The 15,172-nt window shown below is 44.1% G+C and carries 16 protein-coding genes; 7 read left to right on the forward strand and 9 right to left on the reverse strand.

Annotated elements, in window-relative coordinates:
- Positions 1-330 precede the first annotated feature (330 nt).
- The gene (locus AC06MN_RS09655) at positions 331-1,239 is read right to left on the reverse strand and encodes a virulence RhuM family protein (protein WP_475672163.1); all 909 of its coding nucleotides are present in this window, start codon (positions 1,237-1,239) and stop codon (positions 331-333) included.
- Here AC06MN_RS09655 and AC06MN_RS09660 point away from each other — a divergent pair, their 5' ends adjacent.
- From AC06MN_RS09660 to AC06MN_RS09670, 3 genes are read left to right on the forward strand one after another with little or no spacing between them, the layout of a single operon-like run.
- Positions 1,240-1,494, forward strand: a complete 255-nt coding sequence (locus tag AC06MN_RS09660; protein ID WP_475672164.1) for a hypothetical protein — start codon at positions 1,240-1,242, stop codon at positions 1,492-1,494. It begins immediately after the preceding gene.
- Positions 1,484-1,687, forward strand: a complete 204-nt coding sequence (locus AC06MN_RS09665) for a hypothetical protein (protein ID WP_475672165.1) — start codon at positions 1,484-1,486, stop codon at positions 1,685-1,687. The genes AC06MN_RS09660 and AC06MN_RS09665 overlap by 11 nt, the downstream gene beginning before the upstream one ends.
- Positions 1,688-1,699: 12 nt before the next feature.
- Complete coding sequence (locus AC06MN_RS09670; protein WP_475672166.1) at positions 1,700-1,909, forward strand: hypothetical protein; 210 nt, start codon at positions 1,700-1,702, stop codon at positions 1,907-1,909.
- A gap of 189 nt (positions 1,910-2,098) precedes the next feature.
- Here AC06MN_RS09670 and AC06MN_RS09675 read toward each other — a convergent pair whose 3' ends face one another.
- Positions 2,099-3,544 (reverse strand): hypothetical protein, encoded by a 1,446-nt coding sequence (locus AC06MN_RS09675; RefSeq protein WP_475672167.1) that lies wholly within the window; start codon positions 3,542-3,544, stop codon positions 2,099-2,101.
- A gap of 91 nt (positions 3,545-3,635) precedes the next feature.
- Between AC06MN_RS09675 and AC06MN_RS09680 the strand changes: the two genes are divergently transcribed.
- Complete coding sequence (locus AC06MN_RS09680) at positions 3,636-4,196, forward strand: hypothetical protein (RefSeq protein WP_475672168.1); 561 nt, start codon at positions 3,636-3,638, stop codon at positions 4,194-4,196.
- On the opposite strand, the gene AC06MN_RS09685 is transcribed toward AC06MN_RS09680, so the two are convergent.
- The 7 genes from AC06MN_RS09685 to AC06MN_RS09715 all read right to left on the reverse strand — a co-directional run bounded on the left by AC06MN_RS09685 (position 4,191) and on the right by AC06MN_RS09715 (position 9,171).
- The gene (locus AC06MN_RS09685) at positions 4,191-4,724 is read right to left on the reverse strand and encodes a thioredoxin family protein (RefSeq protein ID WP_475672169.1); all 534 of its coding nucleotides are present in this window, start codon (positions 4,722-4,724) and stop codon (positions 4,191-4,193) included. The genes AC06MN_RS09680 and AC06MN_RS09685 overlap by 6 nt on opposite strands.
- A complete protein-coding gene (locus AC06MN_RS09690) occupies positions 4,721-5,407 on the reverse strand; it encodes an SIR2 family NAD-dependent protein deacylase (protein ID WP_475672170.1) in 687 nt (228 codons plus the stop codon). Before AC06MN_RS09690 ends, AC06MN_RS09685 begins: the two co-directional genes overlap by 4 nt.
- 124 nt (positions 5,408-5,531) lie before the next feature.
- Positions 5,532-5,993, reverse strand: coding sequence for an SsrA-binding protein SmpB (gene smpB / locus AC06MN_RS09695; protein ID WP_475672171.1), 462 nt, complete (start codon positions 5,991-5,993; stop codon positions 5,532-5,534).
- Between the two features lie 30 nt (positions 5,994-6,023).
- Positions 6,024-6,563, reverse strand: a complete 540-nt coding sequence (locus AC06MN_RS09700) for a chromate transporter (RefSeq protein WP_475672172.1) — start codon at positions 6,561-6,563, stop codon at positions 6,024-6,026.
- On the reverse strand, positions 6,560-7,117 hold the full coding sequence (locus AC06MN_RS09705; protein WP_475672173.1) for a chromate transporter: 558 nt from the start codon (positions 7,115-7,117) through the stop codon (positions 6,560-6,562). The genes AC06MN_RS09700 and AC06MN_RS09705 overlap by 4 nt, the downstream gene beginning before the upstream one ends.
- Positions 7,118-7,124: 7 nt before the next feature.
- Positions 7,125-7,985 (reverse strand): BsaWI family type II restriction enzyme, encoded by an 861-nt coding sequence (locus tag AC06MN_RS09710; protein ID WP_475672174.1) that lies wholly within the window; start codon positions 7,983-7,985, stop codon positions 7,125-7,127.
- A gap of 4 nt (positions 7,986-7,989) precedes the next feature.
- Entirely contained in the window at positions 7,990-9,171 is a 1,182-nt protein-coding gene (locus AC06MN_RS09715) for a DNA cytosine methyltransferase (RefSeq protein WP_475672175.1), read from the reverse strand.
- 117 nt (positions 9,172-9,288) lie between these two features.
- On the opposite strand from AC06MN_RS09715, the gene AC06MN_RS09720 reads away from it, so the two are divergent.
- The 3 genes from AC06MN_RS09720 (at position 9,289) to AC06MN_RS09730 (ending at position 15,026) form a co-directional block, all read left to right on the forward strand.
- Positions 9,289-10,704 (forward strand): sodium/glutamate symporter family protein, encoded by a 1,416-nt coding sequence (locus AC06MN_RS09720; protein ID WP_475672176.1) that lies wholly within the window; start codon positions 9,289-9,291, stop codon positions 10,702-10,704.
- 56 nt (positions 10,705-10,760) lie between these two features.
- Positions 10,761-12,713 (forward strand): InlB B-repeat-containing protein, encoded by a 1,953-nt coding sequence (locus AC06MN_RS09725; protein ID WP_475672177.1) that lies wholly within the window; start codon positions 10,761-10,763, stop codon positions 12,711-12,713.
- 102 nt (positions 12,714-12,815) lie between these two features.
- Complete coding sequence (locus tag AC06MN_RS09730) at positions 12,816-15,026, forward strand: monovalent cation:proton antiporter family protein (protein WP_475672178.1); 2,211 nt, start codon at positions 12,816-12,818, stop codon at positions 15,024-15,026.
- Positions 15,027-15,172 lie beyond the last annotated feature (146 nt).

Raw genomic sequence — 15,172 nt, forward strand, 5'->3', positions numbered from 1 at the left:
TCGACAAATTTACTCCGCATTTACTTTCTCCCGTCTTGGCGGAATATGATTTTTTGAACCGCAGATTTCGCTGATGACGCTGATTTTACGCAGATTGGATTTTTGGATGCGCATCCTTCGACAAGCTCAGGAACCGCGCATGAATTTTTACGGATTGGCTGGCGCGAGATGAATTTTGGACATAAATCTTTCATAAATCTATCATAAATATTTGCTTCCGCTTTTTGGACAAAGGAAACATAAAGAAAAAGATTTGTGTTAGATTTGTTTCCCTTTAGAAATTTACTCCGAAATTACTCTCTACCATAGGCAGGAAAGCAGCCGATAGCCTTACAGCCTTGCGAGGATTTCTTCTGGCTTGAAACCAATCTTGATAATGGTGCAGAGACCACGCCCCATATCCTTGACACTGGCCCCGAGAAGCCATACCGCATCATCAACAATAAGATAACGGTCGTGGACAGCCTGCGGCAACTGAACACAAGCTATCGGTGCATATTGTGCGTTATGCTTCTCAAAATCGAGTTGCGTCTGTACGTTGTAGCGTGTGTGAACCATGCAGCCTACACCCGTCTTGCGTTTGTCCAGAATCGACAAAGTGCGTTCATCGACATAATTGTCAATGAGTACGATGCGCTGCTCGGCATTTCGTATTAACTCACTCATAAAGTTCCATGCATCCCACACACAGCCTGTCGGTATCAGCAATTCCTTTGGCGGTTGGTTGGTACGCACAATGAAATCGATTTGCGACTGCTGACGCGACATCTTATCTTCGATACTGGCAAATCGGCTATCTATCTGTTGTTGCATAGCCACCAAATGACTATGGACGGCATAACCACTGAGAAGATATTGCTTGATTACGGCATTGGCCCACTGGCGAAACCGTGTACCGACAGGACTTTTGACGCGATAACCTACAGAAATGATGACATCAAGATTGTATAAAACAACTTTCATCCGTTGCGTCTTTCCTGGCATTGCGCCGTGCTGAGTGGTTGTAAAGGAATCCTTGACTACCATTTCGCGTTGCAATTCTCCCTCACGGAAAATGTTACCAATATGAAGGGAAATGTTCTGCTTCGTCGTTGCAAACAACTGCGCCATTTGCTGTTGTGTGAGCCAAACGGTTTCATTCTCCAAACGCACCTCAAGCGAGATACTCTCATTGGGTTGATAAACGACTATCTCTCCCTGTCTTTGCGGTATGATGCTTGTTTCTTCAATAGTTTTCATTTGACAAAATTTCAAAAGGCAGAACTATGCAATGGCAAAAATACAGCTTTTTCAGAAATTTACGATTCATTTGTGGTAATTTGTGCTTTTTATATACTTTTGCGCCATAATACATTCAAATCCATGACAAAAGGTTACACGCAAAAAACAGAATCAGGTTATGAAGATCTAAAAGAAGCCCTGATTGAATTTAAGGCCGTTCAGAATGGCGAAGCACAATCGCGACCTTTGGAAAAACTGATTAATGAACTTTGACAAAACGACATCACGGAAAAAGGAAGTAGAAGAACCGCTGATTTCGCTGATGACACGGATTTTTATGCAGATTGAATTTTTGGATGCGCCCCTTCGACAAGCTCAGGGAGCGCAGGGAACAGCGCATGAATTGACATGGATTGGCTGGCGCGAGATGGATTTTGGACACAAATCTTTCAAAAATCTATCATAAATCCTTGCTTCCGTGCTGGAGAATTATGGCGGCAAGCCGCCTTGGGCTAATCGTCAAAAAAATCCTTCCATCTTTGTAGCTGGCATCGTCTTGACGATGACAGTTGTCGGGCAACCTCCCCGCCTACGCGAGGATGACGACAGCGCACCGACATGGATTAAAAAAGGAAAGAACAAGAAAAAGATTTGTGTAAAGATTTATGTCAGATTTGTTTCCCCTTAAAATTTACTCATAATTTACTCGGAAATTTACTCCGCATTTAGTTCGGAACTTGCTCCTCATGAATCAGTCGCCGCTAATGTAGAGCGGCTCTGATTTACTTTCTTCCGCCTTGGCGGAATATGCCGAGCAAACGTAAATTACCGATAATCATTCATTAATGAATTGGACGACTGGAAATTGCGGTTGCAATCATTTAGCATATTGATAAGCTCCCACATCGGGAATGCCCACACGGCTCACGCCATCGAAATCGAAGGGCACTTCTTCGCCAAAAACTGGATTGCCAATGCCAATGGCGGCTGAGGTGATGCTGTCCAAATGATGGTCGTTGCGGCTGAAGTTGGCAAACATCGGGTCCTTGTTGAAAATGCAATGCTTGAAGCCCGGATAATCCGTGAAGCGTTTCGATTTCAAGAGGCAGTGGTCGAAGACATAATTCGTGTCGGCTTCTTCATAAAACGACGTGGCGATTTCGTTTTCGTTCTTGCCGTAAACGATGCAGTTGTCCAATTCGCAGTTGTGGAGTGGGTAGAGGTAGATTTCATCAATGCCTTCCCGATAATTGTCAATCGACAGAGCCACATAGTTGTTGGCGGCAAAGGTGCAGTAATTGCTAATGGTGCCATGCACGAAACGATAGTCGCCGCCATGAATCTGGACGGCATTCACACCACTGTTGGCGATGACGAAATTCTTCAATTCAGCCGCATAATAAACGCTGTAGAACCCGCATCCCGACTGGTTTTCGATAATCGTATTGCTCACGCGCAGTGCGCTTTGCGTGGCTTTCAGCACCGACTGGCAGTTGATGCCGATGAAGCTGTTGCGGATGATGGCGTGGTCGATGATGTTGTCGGCACCTTCGCGGCCATCCATGAGCATGATTTGGTCCCATTGGCCGGGCTTGTCGGCATATTCGGCTTCCAATCGGTCACTTTCGATGATTACTGGAGCTTCTTTTGTGCCTTCAACGACAAGTTGTCCGTCGCTCCACGAAATGATGCCGCCGTTGCCATGAACATAAACATGTGTTCCCGCTTCAATTTTCAGTGTGCCATACGAATTGATGAGGGCGTAACCATAAATGACGTATGGCCTTTCGTTTGTCCAAACTGTTGTCTCAAGACTATCTGCAACGATTTTGAAAGGTCCGCTGATAGATGAAACGTGTTGATTTCCAACGATGTAATTTGCATTTTGTCCCCAAGCTACAAGTTTTATGGTCTGAATGTTGCCATTGGTCGTGAATTCCAGTTCGTCTTCCACGATGAAAGGCGTATTAAGGTCGCTTGGATTGATGGTGACGCGCAAAAACGAGAAAAGGCTGTCGTTGGCTGGAATTACTTTGTCGTAAAATTCGGAACCAGTTTCCCCGTCAACGTTGAGTTTGAAAGGTGAACTGTCGCCGCCAACTATGCGTATATTGCTGATATTGAGTGCGTCATCATGGCGGTTGTAAATCATCAATTCGTGTGTGGTGGAGCCAATCGAGGTGAAGACGGTGTCGAAAAGCAGCGAATCGGAAGAAAATTCGAGCTTCAGGTGAGTGTCGGTGCTGATGTTCTGTTCTTTTCTACAGGAAATGATGAACAGGGATATGATGACAATTGTTAGGATGTGCGTCAGTCTTTTCATGGAATGAGATTTGGGCTGCAAAGTTACAAACTTTAATTAGATACGCATGACTTCGAGAAATATTGTATTTTTGTCGCAAATTTATATCGTTATGAAACGCATACTTCTAACTTTGGTTTTGGCTTTTGGCCTGTTTTCGGTTTCTCAAGCCCAGTTTCTCTCTGATGTGGCGGATATGAAAGGGAAGACGGTGATTGGCGGTAATTTCGGCTTAGGTGTGGGTGGCCGCAATTTCAGTCTTACCGTTGCGCCACAAATCGGTTATCGGGTGCGCAACGCCATCGAATTGGGCGGCAGGCTTTCCTACAGTCTCAGTGCCTATTTCGATGCACAATATGGCAATTCATCGCTGCATTGTTTCGGAGCAGGCCCATACGCAACAATTCAAATCTATAAAGGTTTGAGTGTCCATGTCGAGGATGAAGTGCTGTATTGTTTGCAACGGTTTAACCATCAAACGGTTACGGTCAGAGACAAATGGTACAACAGCGTGTTTGTTGGAGGAGGTTACAAAAGCTATTTTTCCGACAACACTTTCGCCTTCATCCTGATTCTCTATAATTTGTCGTGGGATTATCAGGAGCTTCATCAGCATGGTTCGCCATATTCAAGCCCTGTGCAGATTCGTGTAGGCTATTGTTTCGGCTTATAATTCCGACTTGAAATCCTTCAGGAAATCGTCGCCACTCATGGTTTTGTAGGCCTTGTCGCCGAAGAAATGAATCATAGGCTCAAATTGCTTCGCTTCCTGATAACCGCCGATCACTTGCAGAATCTGGAAATTTTCGTCCATCAAAACGTAGGATGGATAGGATAACTTGTTGTGCAGCAATGCGGCAGCCAGTTGGTGTGCGCCCTTGCGCCCATCGGGACGGGTGACGCCTGTGAAAGTGTAGCCGCTGAAGACGATGGTGTCTGTGCGTTCGGCATCGAATTTCACGGCATAGAACTTTTCATTCATGTATTTGGCAATCACTGGGTTCTTGAAAGTGGTGGCATCCATTCTCTTGCACCATCCGCACCAATCGGTGAACACGTCGATGAAAATCAGCTTGGGTTCTTGCTTGCAGGCTTCGATGGCCTCGTTGAAATCCATCCATTTGATGGTTTCTGCTTTTTCCTGTGCCTTTGCGCCAAATGTCAGTAAGGCAAAGATGGCAAGTATGATAGATTTTTTCATTTTTCAGCGGTCAGTTTGTCAAACAATTGTTTCATGCCAACAGTGGCTTTTTCCTTGATGAAAGTGACGCGACGCGAAATCGGCTGCACATCCTTCGGGTCAATGACATAGATTTCGGCATTGTTTTTCGCATAATAAAGCAATCCGGCGGCAGGGTAGACGTTGAGCGATGTGCCCACGATGACCACGATATCGGCCTGTTCCACTTCGCGGACGGCGTCTTCCATCAACGGGACGGCTTCGCCAAACCACACGATGAACGGGCGCATCATGCCGCCGTCTTCGGTGCGCGTGCCGTATTTTATGGGCGCATAGCCGATGTCCTGCACGCAACGTTTGCCGCGGTCGCTGCAGGCCTTGGTGAGTTCGCCATGAAGGTGGATGATGTTGGTGGAACCGGCGCGTTCATGAAGATTATCAATGTTTTGCGTTACTACTGTGACCTTGAAATGCTTTTCCAATTCTGCGGCCAAAATGTGTGCTTGGTTAGGCTGTGCCTTTTCCAATTCAGCGCGGCGTGCATTATAAAATTGTATCATCAGTTCGGGATTGCGATCCCAGCCTTCAATGCTGGCCACATCTTCCACATTGTAGTTTTCCCACAGCCCGTTGCTGTCGCGGAAAGTGCTGATGCCACTCTCGGCACTGATGCCGGCTCCGGTCAAAAAGACGATTTTCTTCATGATGTGTGTGTTATTAGTTATCAGTTATCAGTTATCAATTATCGGTTTTCGGTTTTCAGTTTACAGTTATCAGTTGTCCAAAAGTCTAAAAGTCTAATAGTCTAAAAGTCAAAATGTCCAAAAGTCAATACCTTTCCATTCGTTCCAGTTCGCGTTTCGAGTCTTTCGTTTTCAGCGATTCGCGTTTGTCGTAGAAATGTTTGCCTCGTGCAAGTGCGATGTCGAGTTTTGCCAGACCTTTTTCATTTATATATAAGGTAACGGGAATAATGGTGAAGCCTTTTTCCTGCACCTTGTTTTTCATTTTGCGCAGTTCGCGGCGGGTGAGGAGCAGTTTGCGGTCGCGTTTCGGGTCGTGGTTGTTGTAAGTGCCCAAGGCGTATTCGGCGATGTGCATTCCCAAAACGAAGAGTTCCTCGCCTTTGAACGAACAGTAGGAATCAGCCAGACTTGCCTTTCCCTCCCTGATGGACTTGATTTCCGTTCCGGTCAGCACGATGCCTGCCGTAAGGGTCTCCACCAGAAAGTATTCGAAACTAGCCCGTTTGTTCTTGATAGTGATACTATAGTTGTTCTCTTTTTTCATAATGCGGCAAAAATACATAAATTTCGGGAATCAGTACACGAAAAATCCTATTGCGCCGCTCAATACGATAAGCAGAATCGGGTTGGCCTTGAAAAAATAGGAAGCCGTGAAAGCCAGCACGCAAATGATGATGCTCACGTTGTTTTGGCCACGGCCAATTTCAACGAAATTCTGTGTGTTCATCATGGAGAGCCCTGCGGCGAAAATGAGTCCGGCTACGGCAGGTTTCAGCCCTTTGAGGGTGTTGTCTAACAAGTTGCTGTTTCTCTTGTTCATAAACAGTTTTATAATCATGTAAACCATGAAGATGGAGGGCAGACACAAGGCGAAAGAGGCTAACAACGAGCCCCAAATTTCGGCGGTCGTGTAGCCGACGTATGTGGCAAGATTGATGGAAATCGGGCCAGGGGTCATTTGCGAGATGGCCACCATGTCGGCAAATTCGGTCGTCGTCATCCAGGCATAATGTTCAACGACTTCGTGCTGGATGAGCGAAAGCATGGCATAGCCGCCGCCGAAGCCGAGGACACCTATTTTAATAAAAACCCAAAGCAGTTGCAGGTAAATCATTTTCCGGCCTCCTTTGCTTTCCGTTCAATGATGAGGGCGTAAACCAAACTTCCGGCAATGGCGGTGAGAATGACATAGGCGGGCGAAATCTTGCACCACCAAATCAGGAAGACGGCAAGAATCGGAATGATGGCGGTCTTCCAAGTCACTTTTGCCGATTTAATCATGCGCAGGGAAGGGGCCAGAATCAAGGCGACGACGCAAGGACGGATGCCTTTGAAGATGCGTTCCACCACGGGATTGTCGCGAAATTCACGGAAAACCGTTGCCAGAAGCAGAATGATGACGATGGATGGAAGTATGGCGCCTAACATGGAGGCGAAGGCACCTTTCCGGCCTGCAACTTTCTGTCCGACATACAATGCAGTGTTCACCGCAAAGACCCCTGGCAATGATTGGATGATGGCAATCATGTCCCAAAACTCATCGCTGGCAATCCATTTCTTCTGGTCGACGACGGCTTTTTCCACCATCGAGAGCATGGCGTAACCTCCACCTAATGTGAAGGCTCCGATTTTCATAAAGGTGAAAAAAAGTTCCCAAGTGCGTTTCATGCGAAATCTATTCAAGTTTTTCAGCATCAAATGTAATGTCCAGCCATTGGCGTTGTTTGAGCCAGAAAGTTGATGCAATTATAGCGTGCTGCTTGAAAACATCCAATTCCAAATTGGTGTGATAGATTCTTCCTACGGGTTTTTCATCGGAAAAAACATACAGACCATGCCAACCATTAATTTGATGCTCGTTGCCCCCGCCATTGACCATCGTAATGAATTTAGGCAGTTTAAGGAAACTTCCATCTAAAACAATGGCAACGCTCCAAAAGAATGATTGCATGGCATGGAGCGAAGGCTCCCTGTCTCTTGTCACTCTGTCGCGGATGCTTGTCTTACATTGGATGCAGCCGAAACAATATCTTTTCCCTTCATGTCTAACAATAGCATACAGGTCAAAAACCTGTTCCTTAATTTGTTCTTTCAACCAACTGATATCTCTTGGTTCATTTGCGATTTCGTCTGCCTTTATTAAGATGTTCAAGTCTCTTTGCAAAATGACTTCGATGTTGTCATCTTTAAAACAGTCGTTTGCAAGAACTTTTACCATTTCTTCAAAAGCGTGCCCGCTTGATTTCTTCCAGCTTTGGTCGGCACTAATGACATTTTGAATCACAAAGGAATCATCAATTCCGCTTTTTCTGTGTATGTGTACTTCGTAAATGGTTTTCCAAATCTCTGCAACATCGTTGTTAGGGAATTGCTTCATAGTCTGAATGATGGATTGTTTGATGGCTTCTTTCTGGGCAGCGGCTTCAATCTCATTCATTCTTGTCTCGGAATTTCTGCTTGCATTTTCTTTGTCTTCTAAATTCCGTTTCGTCTCTTGGTAAACATTGTGGTAAACCTTTTTGCAAAATTCTTTCATGTTGTCAGTATTGGCTTAGAATATCAATGATTTTTTTCCCCCATGCGTATGCAAGCAAAGGAGGTACAGCATCTCCGATTTGCTCATATTTGTCTTGAACTGTACGGTCGATATGAGGAACAATGTAAGGCCCTCCAACAAAATTATATGAATCGGGAAAGGATTGCAGTCTTGCACACTCCCTAACCGTCAATGCTCTGTCAAAATACGGATGTACAAATTCGTCAAGGCAATGGCTAGTTACTGTAGGTGATGGTTCTGATGGTATCAATCTGTAATTACGTTTGATGAAAAGTTTTTTTGGCAGTATTCTTTCCGATTGAAGTTTTTCCCGTTCTTCTCCTTGATATCTGTCAAACAAATCTTTTAGACTTTCTCCTTGGTTCAACAAAGCAAAGCGTTTCAGTGTACAATCCCTATGTTTCATTGGAACTTGGTTTGTGATAAGGCCATTATAGTGAAGGGATGTGCGTTTCCAGAAAGCATCATTTTTCATTAGCTTTGAAAAATCGGATTCACTTTTCAAATAATGTGTTTGTTCAATTCCACTGTTTGGAATAACATTTGGCAAATCGCAAAAAGCATCTTGCACATTGACCTTTAGATGATTATCAGGCTCAGGACATGACAAATTCCAATTTTGGAATCTTGAAGCCAGCAAGAAAAACCGTTTTCTTTTTTGAGGAACACCAAATTTATCCGCATCCAGAAATACTTGAATAAAGTTTCCGAAACCGGCTTCTTTCAGTTCTTCCTTTAGCATGGAAACGACTAAAGTATCGGAGTTTTTGTCGATTTTTTTTGTTGTTATTGCTGGAACGTTTTCAAAAAGCAGAAGTTTTGCATTGCATATTTTAGCCATTCTGATTCCTTCCCTGAAAAGGACTTGCCTGTCGTCATAAAATGATCTTGAGGAGTTGCCAGCGGTTGAAAATGTTTCGCAAGGCATTCCTGATGTGACCAAATCGACTCCGTCTTTTGGAATATATGGCAGTATTTGTTCTTCTGTCACTTTCCTTATGTCAGAGCAAATGACATGGACATTCGGATGGTTGGCGGAGTAGGTGTCACAACAGCTTTGAATATGTTCAATTGCTACTAATGTCTCAAAACCACTTGCATGAAGACCTGTACATATTCCTCCAGGTCCAGCAAAACAATCAATATGGGTGTATTTTAGGGCCATTTTTATACTTTGATTTTGCAAAAATACTTCTTATTTTTATTTCCAAAGAACTTTTTTCGCCGTTTTTTACGTTCATATCAAAATAAATAGTACGTTTGCAAACTAAATTCAAATGATATGGTTTTGTTAGCAGATGTTTACCCCGTTATGACTTTTGACCGTCCAGAAGCTTGGATGTGGTTGGTTCAGTTTTGCATTTTGGCAACGGCTTTGCTGTTGGGCAATGCGTTAAGAACGCAGATTCCTTTTTTAAAGAAAAGCCTTTTGCCTTCAGCCTTGTTGGGCGGCTTGCTGCTTCTGATATTCAAGTCGATTCCTGGCTGTGAAAAGATGTTGGATAAAAACGTGATGGAAATTGTTACCTATCATGCCTTGGGCCTGGGATTCGTTGCCTTAGCTTTGAAAAACAATAAGATAGAATCGAAATCATCTCCGATGAAAGTCGTTGAGACTGGTGCTCTGACGGCTTCCACTTATGTAATACAAGGTATCGTCGGCCTTTTGGTTACGGTTCCGATGTTTTATTTCGGAAAACGTTTCTTCTATGCAAGTGGTTTGCTGCTCCCTATGGGATATGGCCAAGGTCCGGGACAGGCTTTGAATTTCGGCAAGATTTTCACCCGTTGGGCTGCTGTGCAAGGCATCGATTTTCCAGGTGCTGATTTTGGTTTGGCGATAGCCGCAACGGGTTTCATTGTGGGGAGTGTCATGGGCGTTGTCTACATGAACATTCTGCGCCGTCGCGGAGAAGTGGCGACAAAGAAATTGTCAGAAGCCATGGTGAATAAGCTGAAGGACTTTGTCGGACGAAACGAAATTCCAGATTCCGAGTCCATTGATAAGCTTTCGGTGCAGATTTGCATGGTTTTGTTCGTCTATTTCCTCGTTTATTTGTTCACAAATTGGATTCAGGGAATGGAGATGGGCGATTTCGGAACCAATACTTTGAAGCCCATGCTTTGGGGATTCAATTTCCTGCTTGGCACTTTGTTCGGCATCGCCTTTAAATGGCTTCTTGGCCGTTTCAAGAAAGCGAAAATCGTTCACCGTGAGTATATTAACAATTATATGCTTAACCGTATCAGCGGATTTTGCTTCGACATTATGATTGTTGCAGGTACTGCTTCCATCAGTTTCGAGGAATTTGGCAAATTTGTGGTGCCGTTCATTTTAGTATGTGTGTTGGGTGCTGTTGCCACTTTCTTTTATTTACTTTACATATCGAAGCATCTTTATCCTGATTACAAATACGAAGGCTTTTTTTCCATGTTCGGCATGTTGACGGGTACGGCAAGCAACGGCATGATTTTGCTGCGCGAAATTGACCCGAAATTTGAAACGCCTGCTGCCAACAATCTGGTTCTGCAATCTTTGGTTGCCGTCGTGCTTGGTTTCCCTATCCTGCTTTTGATGGGTTATGCGCCTCAAAGCATTAAGGCGACTCTGATTACATTCGGTATCCTTATCCTCTTCTGGACAGGCTTGACCTTGTTCTTGCTCCGTACCAAGATTTTCAAGAAAAAAAGAAAATAGCAGCGTTTTTCGGCTTTGAAATGTTTTTCTTATTTTTGCGCATCAATTAATTGGATATGCGTAAAGTAATTCTTGTTTTCCTTCTGCTTGCCTTTGCTACGGTAGCGAAGGCCAATCATTGGACACATGATCCGTATCAGTTTGCCGATAACATGAATGTGATTGGCGTCATTGAAATCAATGGCGTTGAGCAGACTTCCGACCTGCTTGAAATCGGTGCTTTTTGTAATGGTGAGTGCCGAGGCAGCGAAATGTTGGCATATTACGAAGGCTTGAATCGATACATGGTTTTCCTTACGCTTTATGGACAATCGGGACACACGCTTGATTTCAGGCTTTTTGATCACGATTCACAAACTGAACTTGAACTTGAATCTCCCCCTACGATGCAGTTTGTGGTGAACGGAATTGTGGGAAGCCTTTCGGAACCATACATTTTTGCCTTTTCGGGCGGATCTTGTGTCATCACGGCAAACGTACAACCAATTGATGGAGGAACGGTTTCTGGTGCTGGTACTTTCCTTGTGGGGGAAACTTGTACTTTGACGGCATCTCCTTCTGAACATTATCGATTTTTGCATTGGCAGGAGAATGACATGATTGTTTCTACAGAGCCTGAATATGTTTTTGCGGCAACTTCCAACCGATACCTGACGGCTTGTTTCGAAATTGTTACTTGGCAAATTGAAGTGGAAGTTTTGCCTTCGGAAGCTGGAACAATCACGGGGACAGGTGGTTATGTTGATGGCTCGACTTGCATTTTAACGGCTTCGCCTTCGGAACATTATAGGTTTTTGTGTTGGACTGAGTTTGGCGAAACAGTTTCGACCTCCGATACATATTCTTTTACCGTCGTTTCCGACCGCTTGCTGACGGCTCATTTTGAACCGATACCCTATACGATAGAAGTTCGCGCTTTCCCGGAAAATGCAGGTGTTGTTGAGGGCTTTGGAAGTTATTTTCAAGGCGAAACTTGCACTTTGACGGCTATCAGCAACTATGGCTTTTCTTTTGCAGAATGGAAAGAGGGTGATGATGCGGTTTCCACGGATAGTATTTACTCGTTTGTCGTGGAAGATGACAGGAGTTTGATTGCAGTCTTTCAGCCTAATGAATATCAGATTACGATTGAAACCGAACCTGCCGATGGTGGCGAGGCAGTTGGCGATGGCTTTTATGCCTACGGCGATACGGCTTTGTTGCGTGCAACGCCAAATCCTTCATTCTATTTCATTGATTGGAAGGAGAATGGCGAAACGGTATGTACATCGCCTGAGTTCTACGTGGTTGTTGATGGAAACCATCATTTTTCGGCAACTTTTGCCCAAAGTTGTTATGTGGTGACGGCAACTCTAGAACCTTCGGATGGCGGTTCGATTAGTGGAACTGGTAATTACATTTCAGGTACGGTTTGCTATCTTACGGCGCATTCAGCACCAGGCTATGGCTTTGAAAAATGGACGGAAAACGGAGTAACTGTCAGTACATCAGCTTCGTATAGTTTTACGGTTGAGGCAAATCATGACTTGACGGCACATTTTTTCCGTGTGCCATACGAAATAAAGGTTTCGGCTGAACCTGAATTGGGAGGAACGGTTGATGGCGGTGGTTGGTTTTATTATGGCGATGTCTGCACCTTGAATGCCTCACCTTCTGCTGATTATTGTTTTTCGCACTGGGAAAATTCGGGGGAGATTGTGAGCCTTGATTCTGAATACACCTTTGAAGTTACTTGTGATGCCAATCTGACGGCGCATTTCGATTATATCACTAATGTTCAGGATTTTGAAAGATTGGTCTCGGTTTTCCCTAATCCGGCTCACGGCTGTTGCACTGTCGTTTGCCCTTCAATGAAACGTGTGGAAGTCTACGATATGCTTGGCAGAAAGGTCTATGCCGTTGATTGTCATTCCGAAAGTGTTGAAATAGGTGTTGAACAAAGTGGTGTCTATTTCATTATGGTTATAAACGATTTCGCACGGACTGTGGTAAAGACAGTGTTTGAATAATTGGTTGAGAAAGGTTGAAAAGGCCAATGGTTTCGTTGAAAATTATGTTTTTCTTGGCTTTTTTTCTGTATATTTGTGCGCAACCTAAAAATAATTGTCATCATGTCTGATTTACCCGTATTGTTTTCCGATTTAGCACTTATTCTTGTCACAGCAGGCCTTACCACTGTCATTTTCAAATGGTTGAAACAACCGCTCGTGTTAGGTTATATCATTGCAGGATTCCTAATAGGACCATATTTCGGCTGGTTTCCTAATATCAACGACCATACGAGTGTTGAGACTTGGAGCGAAATCGGCATGGTGTTTCTGCTTTTTGCCATCGGCTTGGAATTTAGTTTCAAGAAGCTGAAGAAAGTGGGCGGTACGGTCGGCATCACGGCGTTGACCGAATTGGTTTCGATGTGTATCATTGGCTTTTTCCTCGGTAAATTGTTGGGTTGGAGCAAGATGGATTGCATGTTCCTCGGTGCCATGCTTTCCATGTCGTCGACGACTATTATTGCAAAGGCTTTCGATGACTTGAAACTGAAACACGAAAAGTTTACTGAAAGTGTGATTGGGGTTTTGGTGGTCGAGGATTTGGCGGCAATATTGATGATGGTCATACTTTCGACGCTTTCGGTTAGTCAGACATTCAATGGCAAGGAGCTGGTCTTCAGTATGTTGAAACTTGTGTTTTTCCTCCTTATTTGGTTTATCGGCGGCATCTATCTCATTCCTTCGCTGTTGAAATGGATACGTAAATTCATGTCGGAGGAAACTTTGACTGTTTTTGCCGTGGGCTTGTGCTTTCTGATGGTTGTCTTGGCTAATATTGCAGGTTTTTCATCGGCTTTGGGTGCTTTTATCATGGGGTCCATTCTTGCAGAAACACTTGAGGCTGAATTGATTCACAAATTGACTACGCCAATCAAGAACCTTTTTGGTGCGGTGTTTTTCGTCTCAGTCGGCATGATGGTCGATCCATCCGTTCTGGTGCAATATTGGTGGCAGATTCTGGTCATTACTTTGGTCGTTCTGTCCTTAAAGTCGCTGAGTTCGATGGGGGGGATGATGCTGGCTGGCAACAATTTGAAAACATCCATGCAGGCAGGCTTTTGTTTCGGACAAATTGGTGAGTTCTCCTTCATCATTGCTACGGTGGGCATGAGTTTCGGTGTCATTGACAATTTCCTGTATCCGATTATTGTTTCTGTGTCCATTATCACTACTTTCCTTACACCTTATACAATTAATGCGGCTTTGCCGTGTTATAATTGGCTTGAAAAACACATTCCAGAAAAATGGCGGCAGAGGTTCAGCAACAAGGATACTGGCTTGAAAGTGAAAAGCGGCAAGGAGGTCGATATGCGCTCTTTCCTGATGCGTCAGCTGAAGAACATGGTGATTTATGTCGCCGTTATCATTGCCTTGATGTTGGTCTGCTTCTTTATTGACGGCTACATCATGCGCCTAATTCCAGGCGTATGGAGTTCCATCATCAATTGTGCCATAACGCTCATTGTGCTTTCACCATTTCTTTGGGCGGTGGCTTTCAAGCACAAATCGCGTCATGCCAATGAAAAACTGATGAAAGTTGACCGTTTCAATAAAACCATCATAAGCCTCGTTTTCGCCATTCGTTACATTGCTGTTATTTTGTTCGTTTACAATATTTTAACGCATTATATCAACTTCAATCATTTGGCATTGTTCGGCATCGCCTTGGCGTTTTTTGGTCTGCTGCGCATTTCCAATCGTTTCATGCGGTTCTACGAAAGGATTGAGAACCGTTTCCTTGAAAATATGAATAAACGTGATGATTTGCAGGTGTTTGCCGTTCCTGAAGTCTTGCAGGAAAATTTCCGATTGGAGAAAATGTCGTTGAGCCAAGATAGTGAATATGTGGGCAAGATAATTGCAGAAACCGATTTCCGCAGCAATTACAATATCAGTGTGGTCAGTGTGGAGCGAGGTAGGAAGGTCTTCGATTTGCCGGATAAGGATTTTTTGCTGTTCCCGATGGATGTAATTACCTTTGTAGGTAGCGATGAACAAATTGTGAAATTGAAGGGCAAGGTTGAGATTGAGGACGAAGTGCTTGTCCGTGAGACGGTTGAAAATGATGTCGATTTACATAAAATGGTTGTTACGAAACAAACGCCTTTCTGCCATGTCTCGCTCAGGGAATCGGGATTTTCTAAGCGTTACAAAGCTATGGTGATTGCCGTTGAACGTGATAATGATTTCATGCTAAATCCGTCGGCCAATATCGTATTTGAGGAAAATGATGTGGTGTGGTTTGTCGGTTCCAGAGCTGTTGTCTTGTAAAAATGAGGGAATAATACACTTTTTGACCTAACGTGATAGATGTAAACCGAAAAATCGATGGCTTCACGGAAGTCGGAAGACCATCCATTTAACGTTTTAACATTTAACATTTCGGGCACTCTGAAAGTCAAAAATGATTTCCCTAG

This window comes from Candidatus Limimorpha sp., from assembly GCF_056203535.1.

Excerpts from the sequence above, each read along its gene's own strand:
- AC06MN_RS09705 (WP_475672173.1), bottom strand. The coding sequence starts at position 7,117 with ATGAAACGCACTTGGGAACTTTTTTTCACCTTTATGAAAATCGGAGCC.
- smpB (WP_475672171.1), bottom strand. The coding sequence starts at position 5,993 with ATGAAAAAAGAGAACAACTATAGTATCACTATCAAGAACAAACGGGCT.
- AC06MN_RS09665 (WP_475672165.1), top strand. The coding sequence starts at position 1,484 with ATGAACTTTGACAAAACGACATCACGGAAAAAGGAAGTAGAAGAACCG.
- AC06MN_RS09700 (WP_475672172.1), bottom strand. The coding sequence starts at position 6,563 with ATGATTTACCTGCAACTGCTTTGGGTTTTTATTAAAATAGGTGTCCTC.
- AC06MN_RS09685 (WP_475672169.1), bottom strand. The coding sequence starts at position 4,724 with ATGAAAAAATCTATCATACTTGCCATCTTTGCCTTACTGACATTTGGC.
- AC06MN_RS09710 (WP_475672174.1), bottom strand. The coding sequence starts at position 7,985 with ATGAAAGAATTTTGCAAAAAGGTTTACCACAATGTTTACCAAGAGACG.
- AC06MN_RS09690 (WP_475672170.1), bottom strand. The coding sequence starts at position 5,407 with ATGAAGAAAATCGTCTTTTTGACCGGAGCCGGCATCAGTGCCGAGAGT.
- AC06MN_RS09715 (WP_475672175.1), bottom strand. The coding sequence starts at position 9,171 with ATGGCCCTAAAATACACCCATATTGATTGTTTTGCTGGACCTGGAGGA.
- AC06MN_RS09680 (WP_475672168.1), top strand. The coding sequence starts at position 3,636 with ATGAAACGCATACTTCTAACTTTGGTTTTGGCTTTTGGCCTGTTTTCG.
- AC06MN_RS09720 (WP_475672176.1), top strand. The coding sequence starts at position 9,289 with ATGGTTTTGTTAGCAGATGTTTACCCCGTTATGACTTTTGACCGTCCA.
- AC06MN_RS09675 (WP_475672167.1), bottom strand. The coding sequence starts at position 3,544 with ATGAAAAGACTGACGCACATCCTAACAATTGTCATCATATCCCTGTTC.
- AC06MN_RS09725 (WP_475672177.1), top strand. The coding sequence starts at position 10,761 with ATGCGTAAAGTAATTCTTGTTTTCCTTCTGCTTGCCTTTGCTACGGTA.
- AC06MN_RS09730 (WP_475672178.1), top strand. The coding sequence starts at position 12,816 with ATGTCTGATTTACCCGTATTGTTTTCCGATTTAGCACTTATTCTTGTC.
- AC06MN_RS09655 (WP_475672163.1), bottom strand. The coding sequence starts at position 1,239 with ATGAAAACTATTGAAGAAACAAGCATCATACCGCAAAGACAGGGAGAG.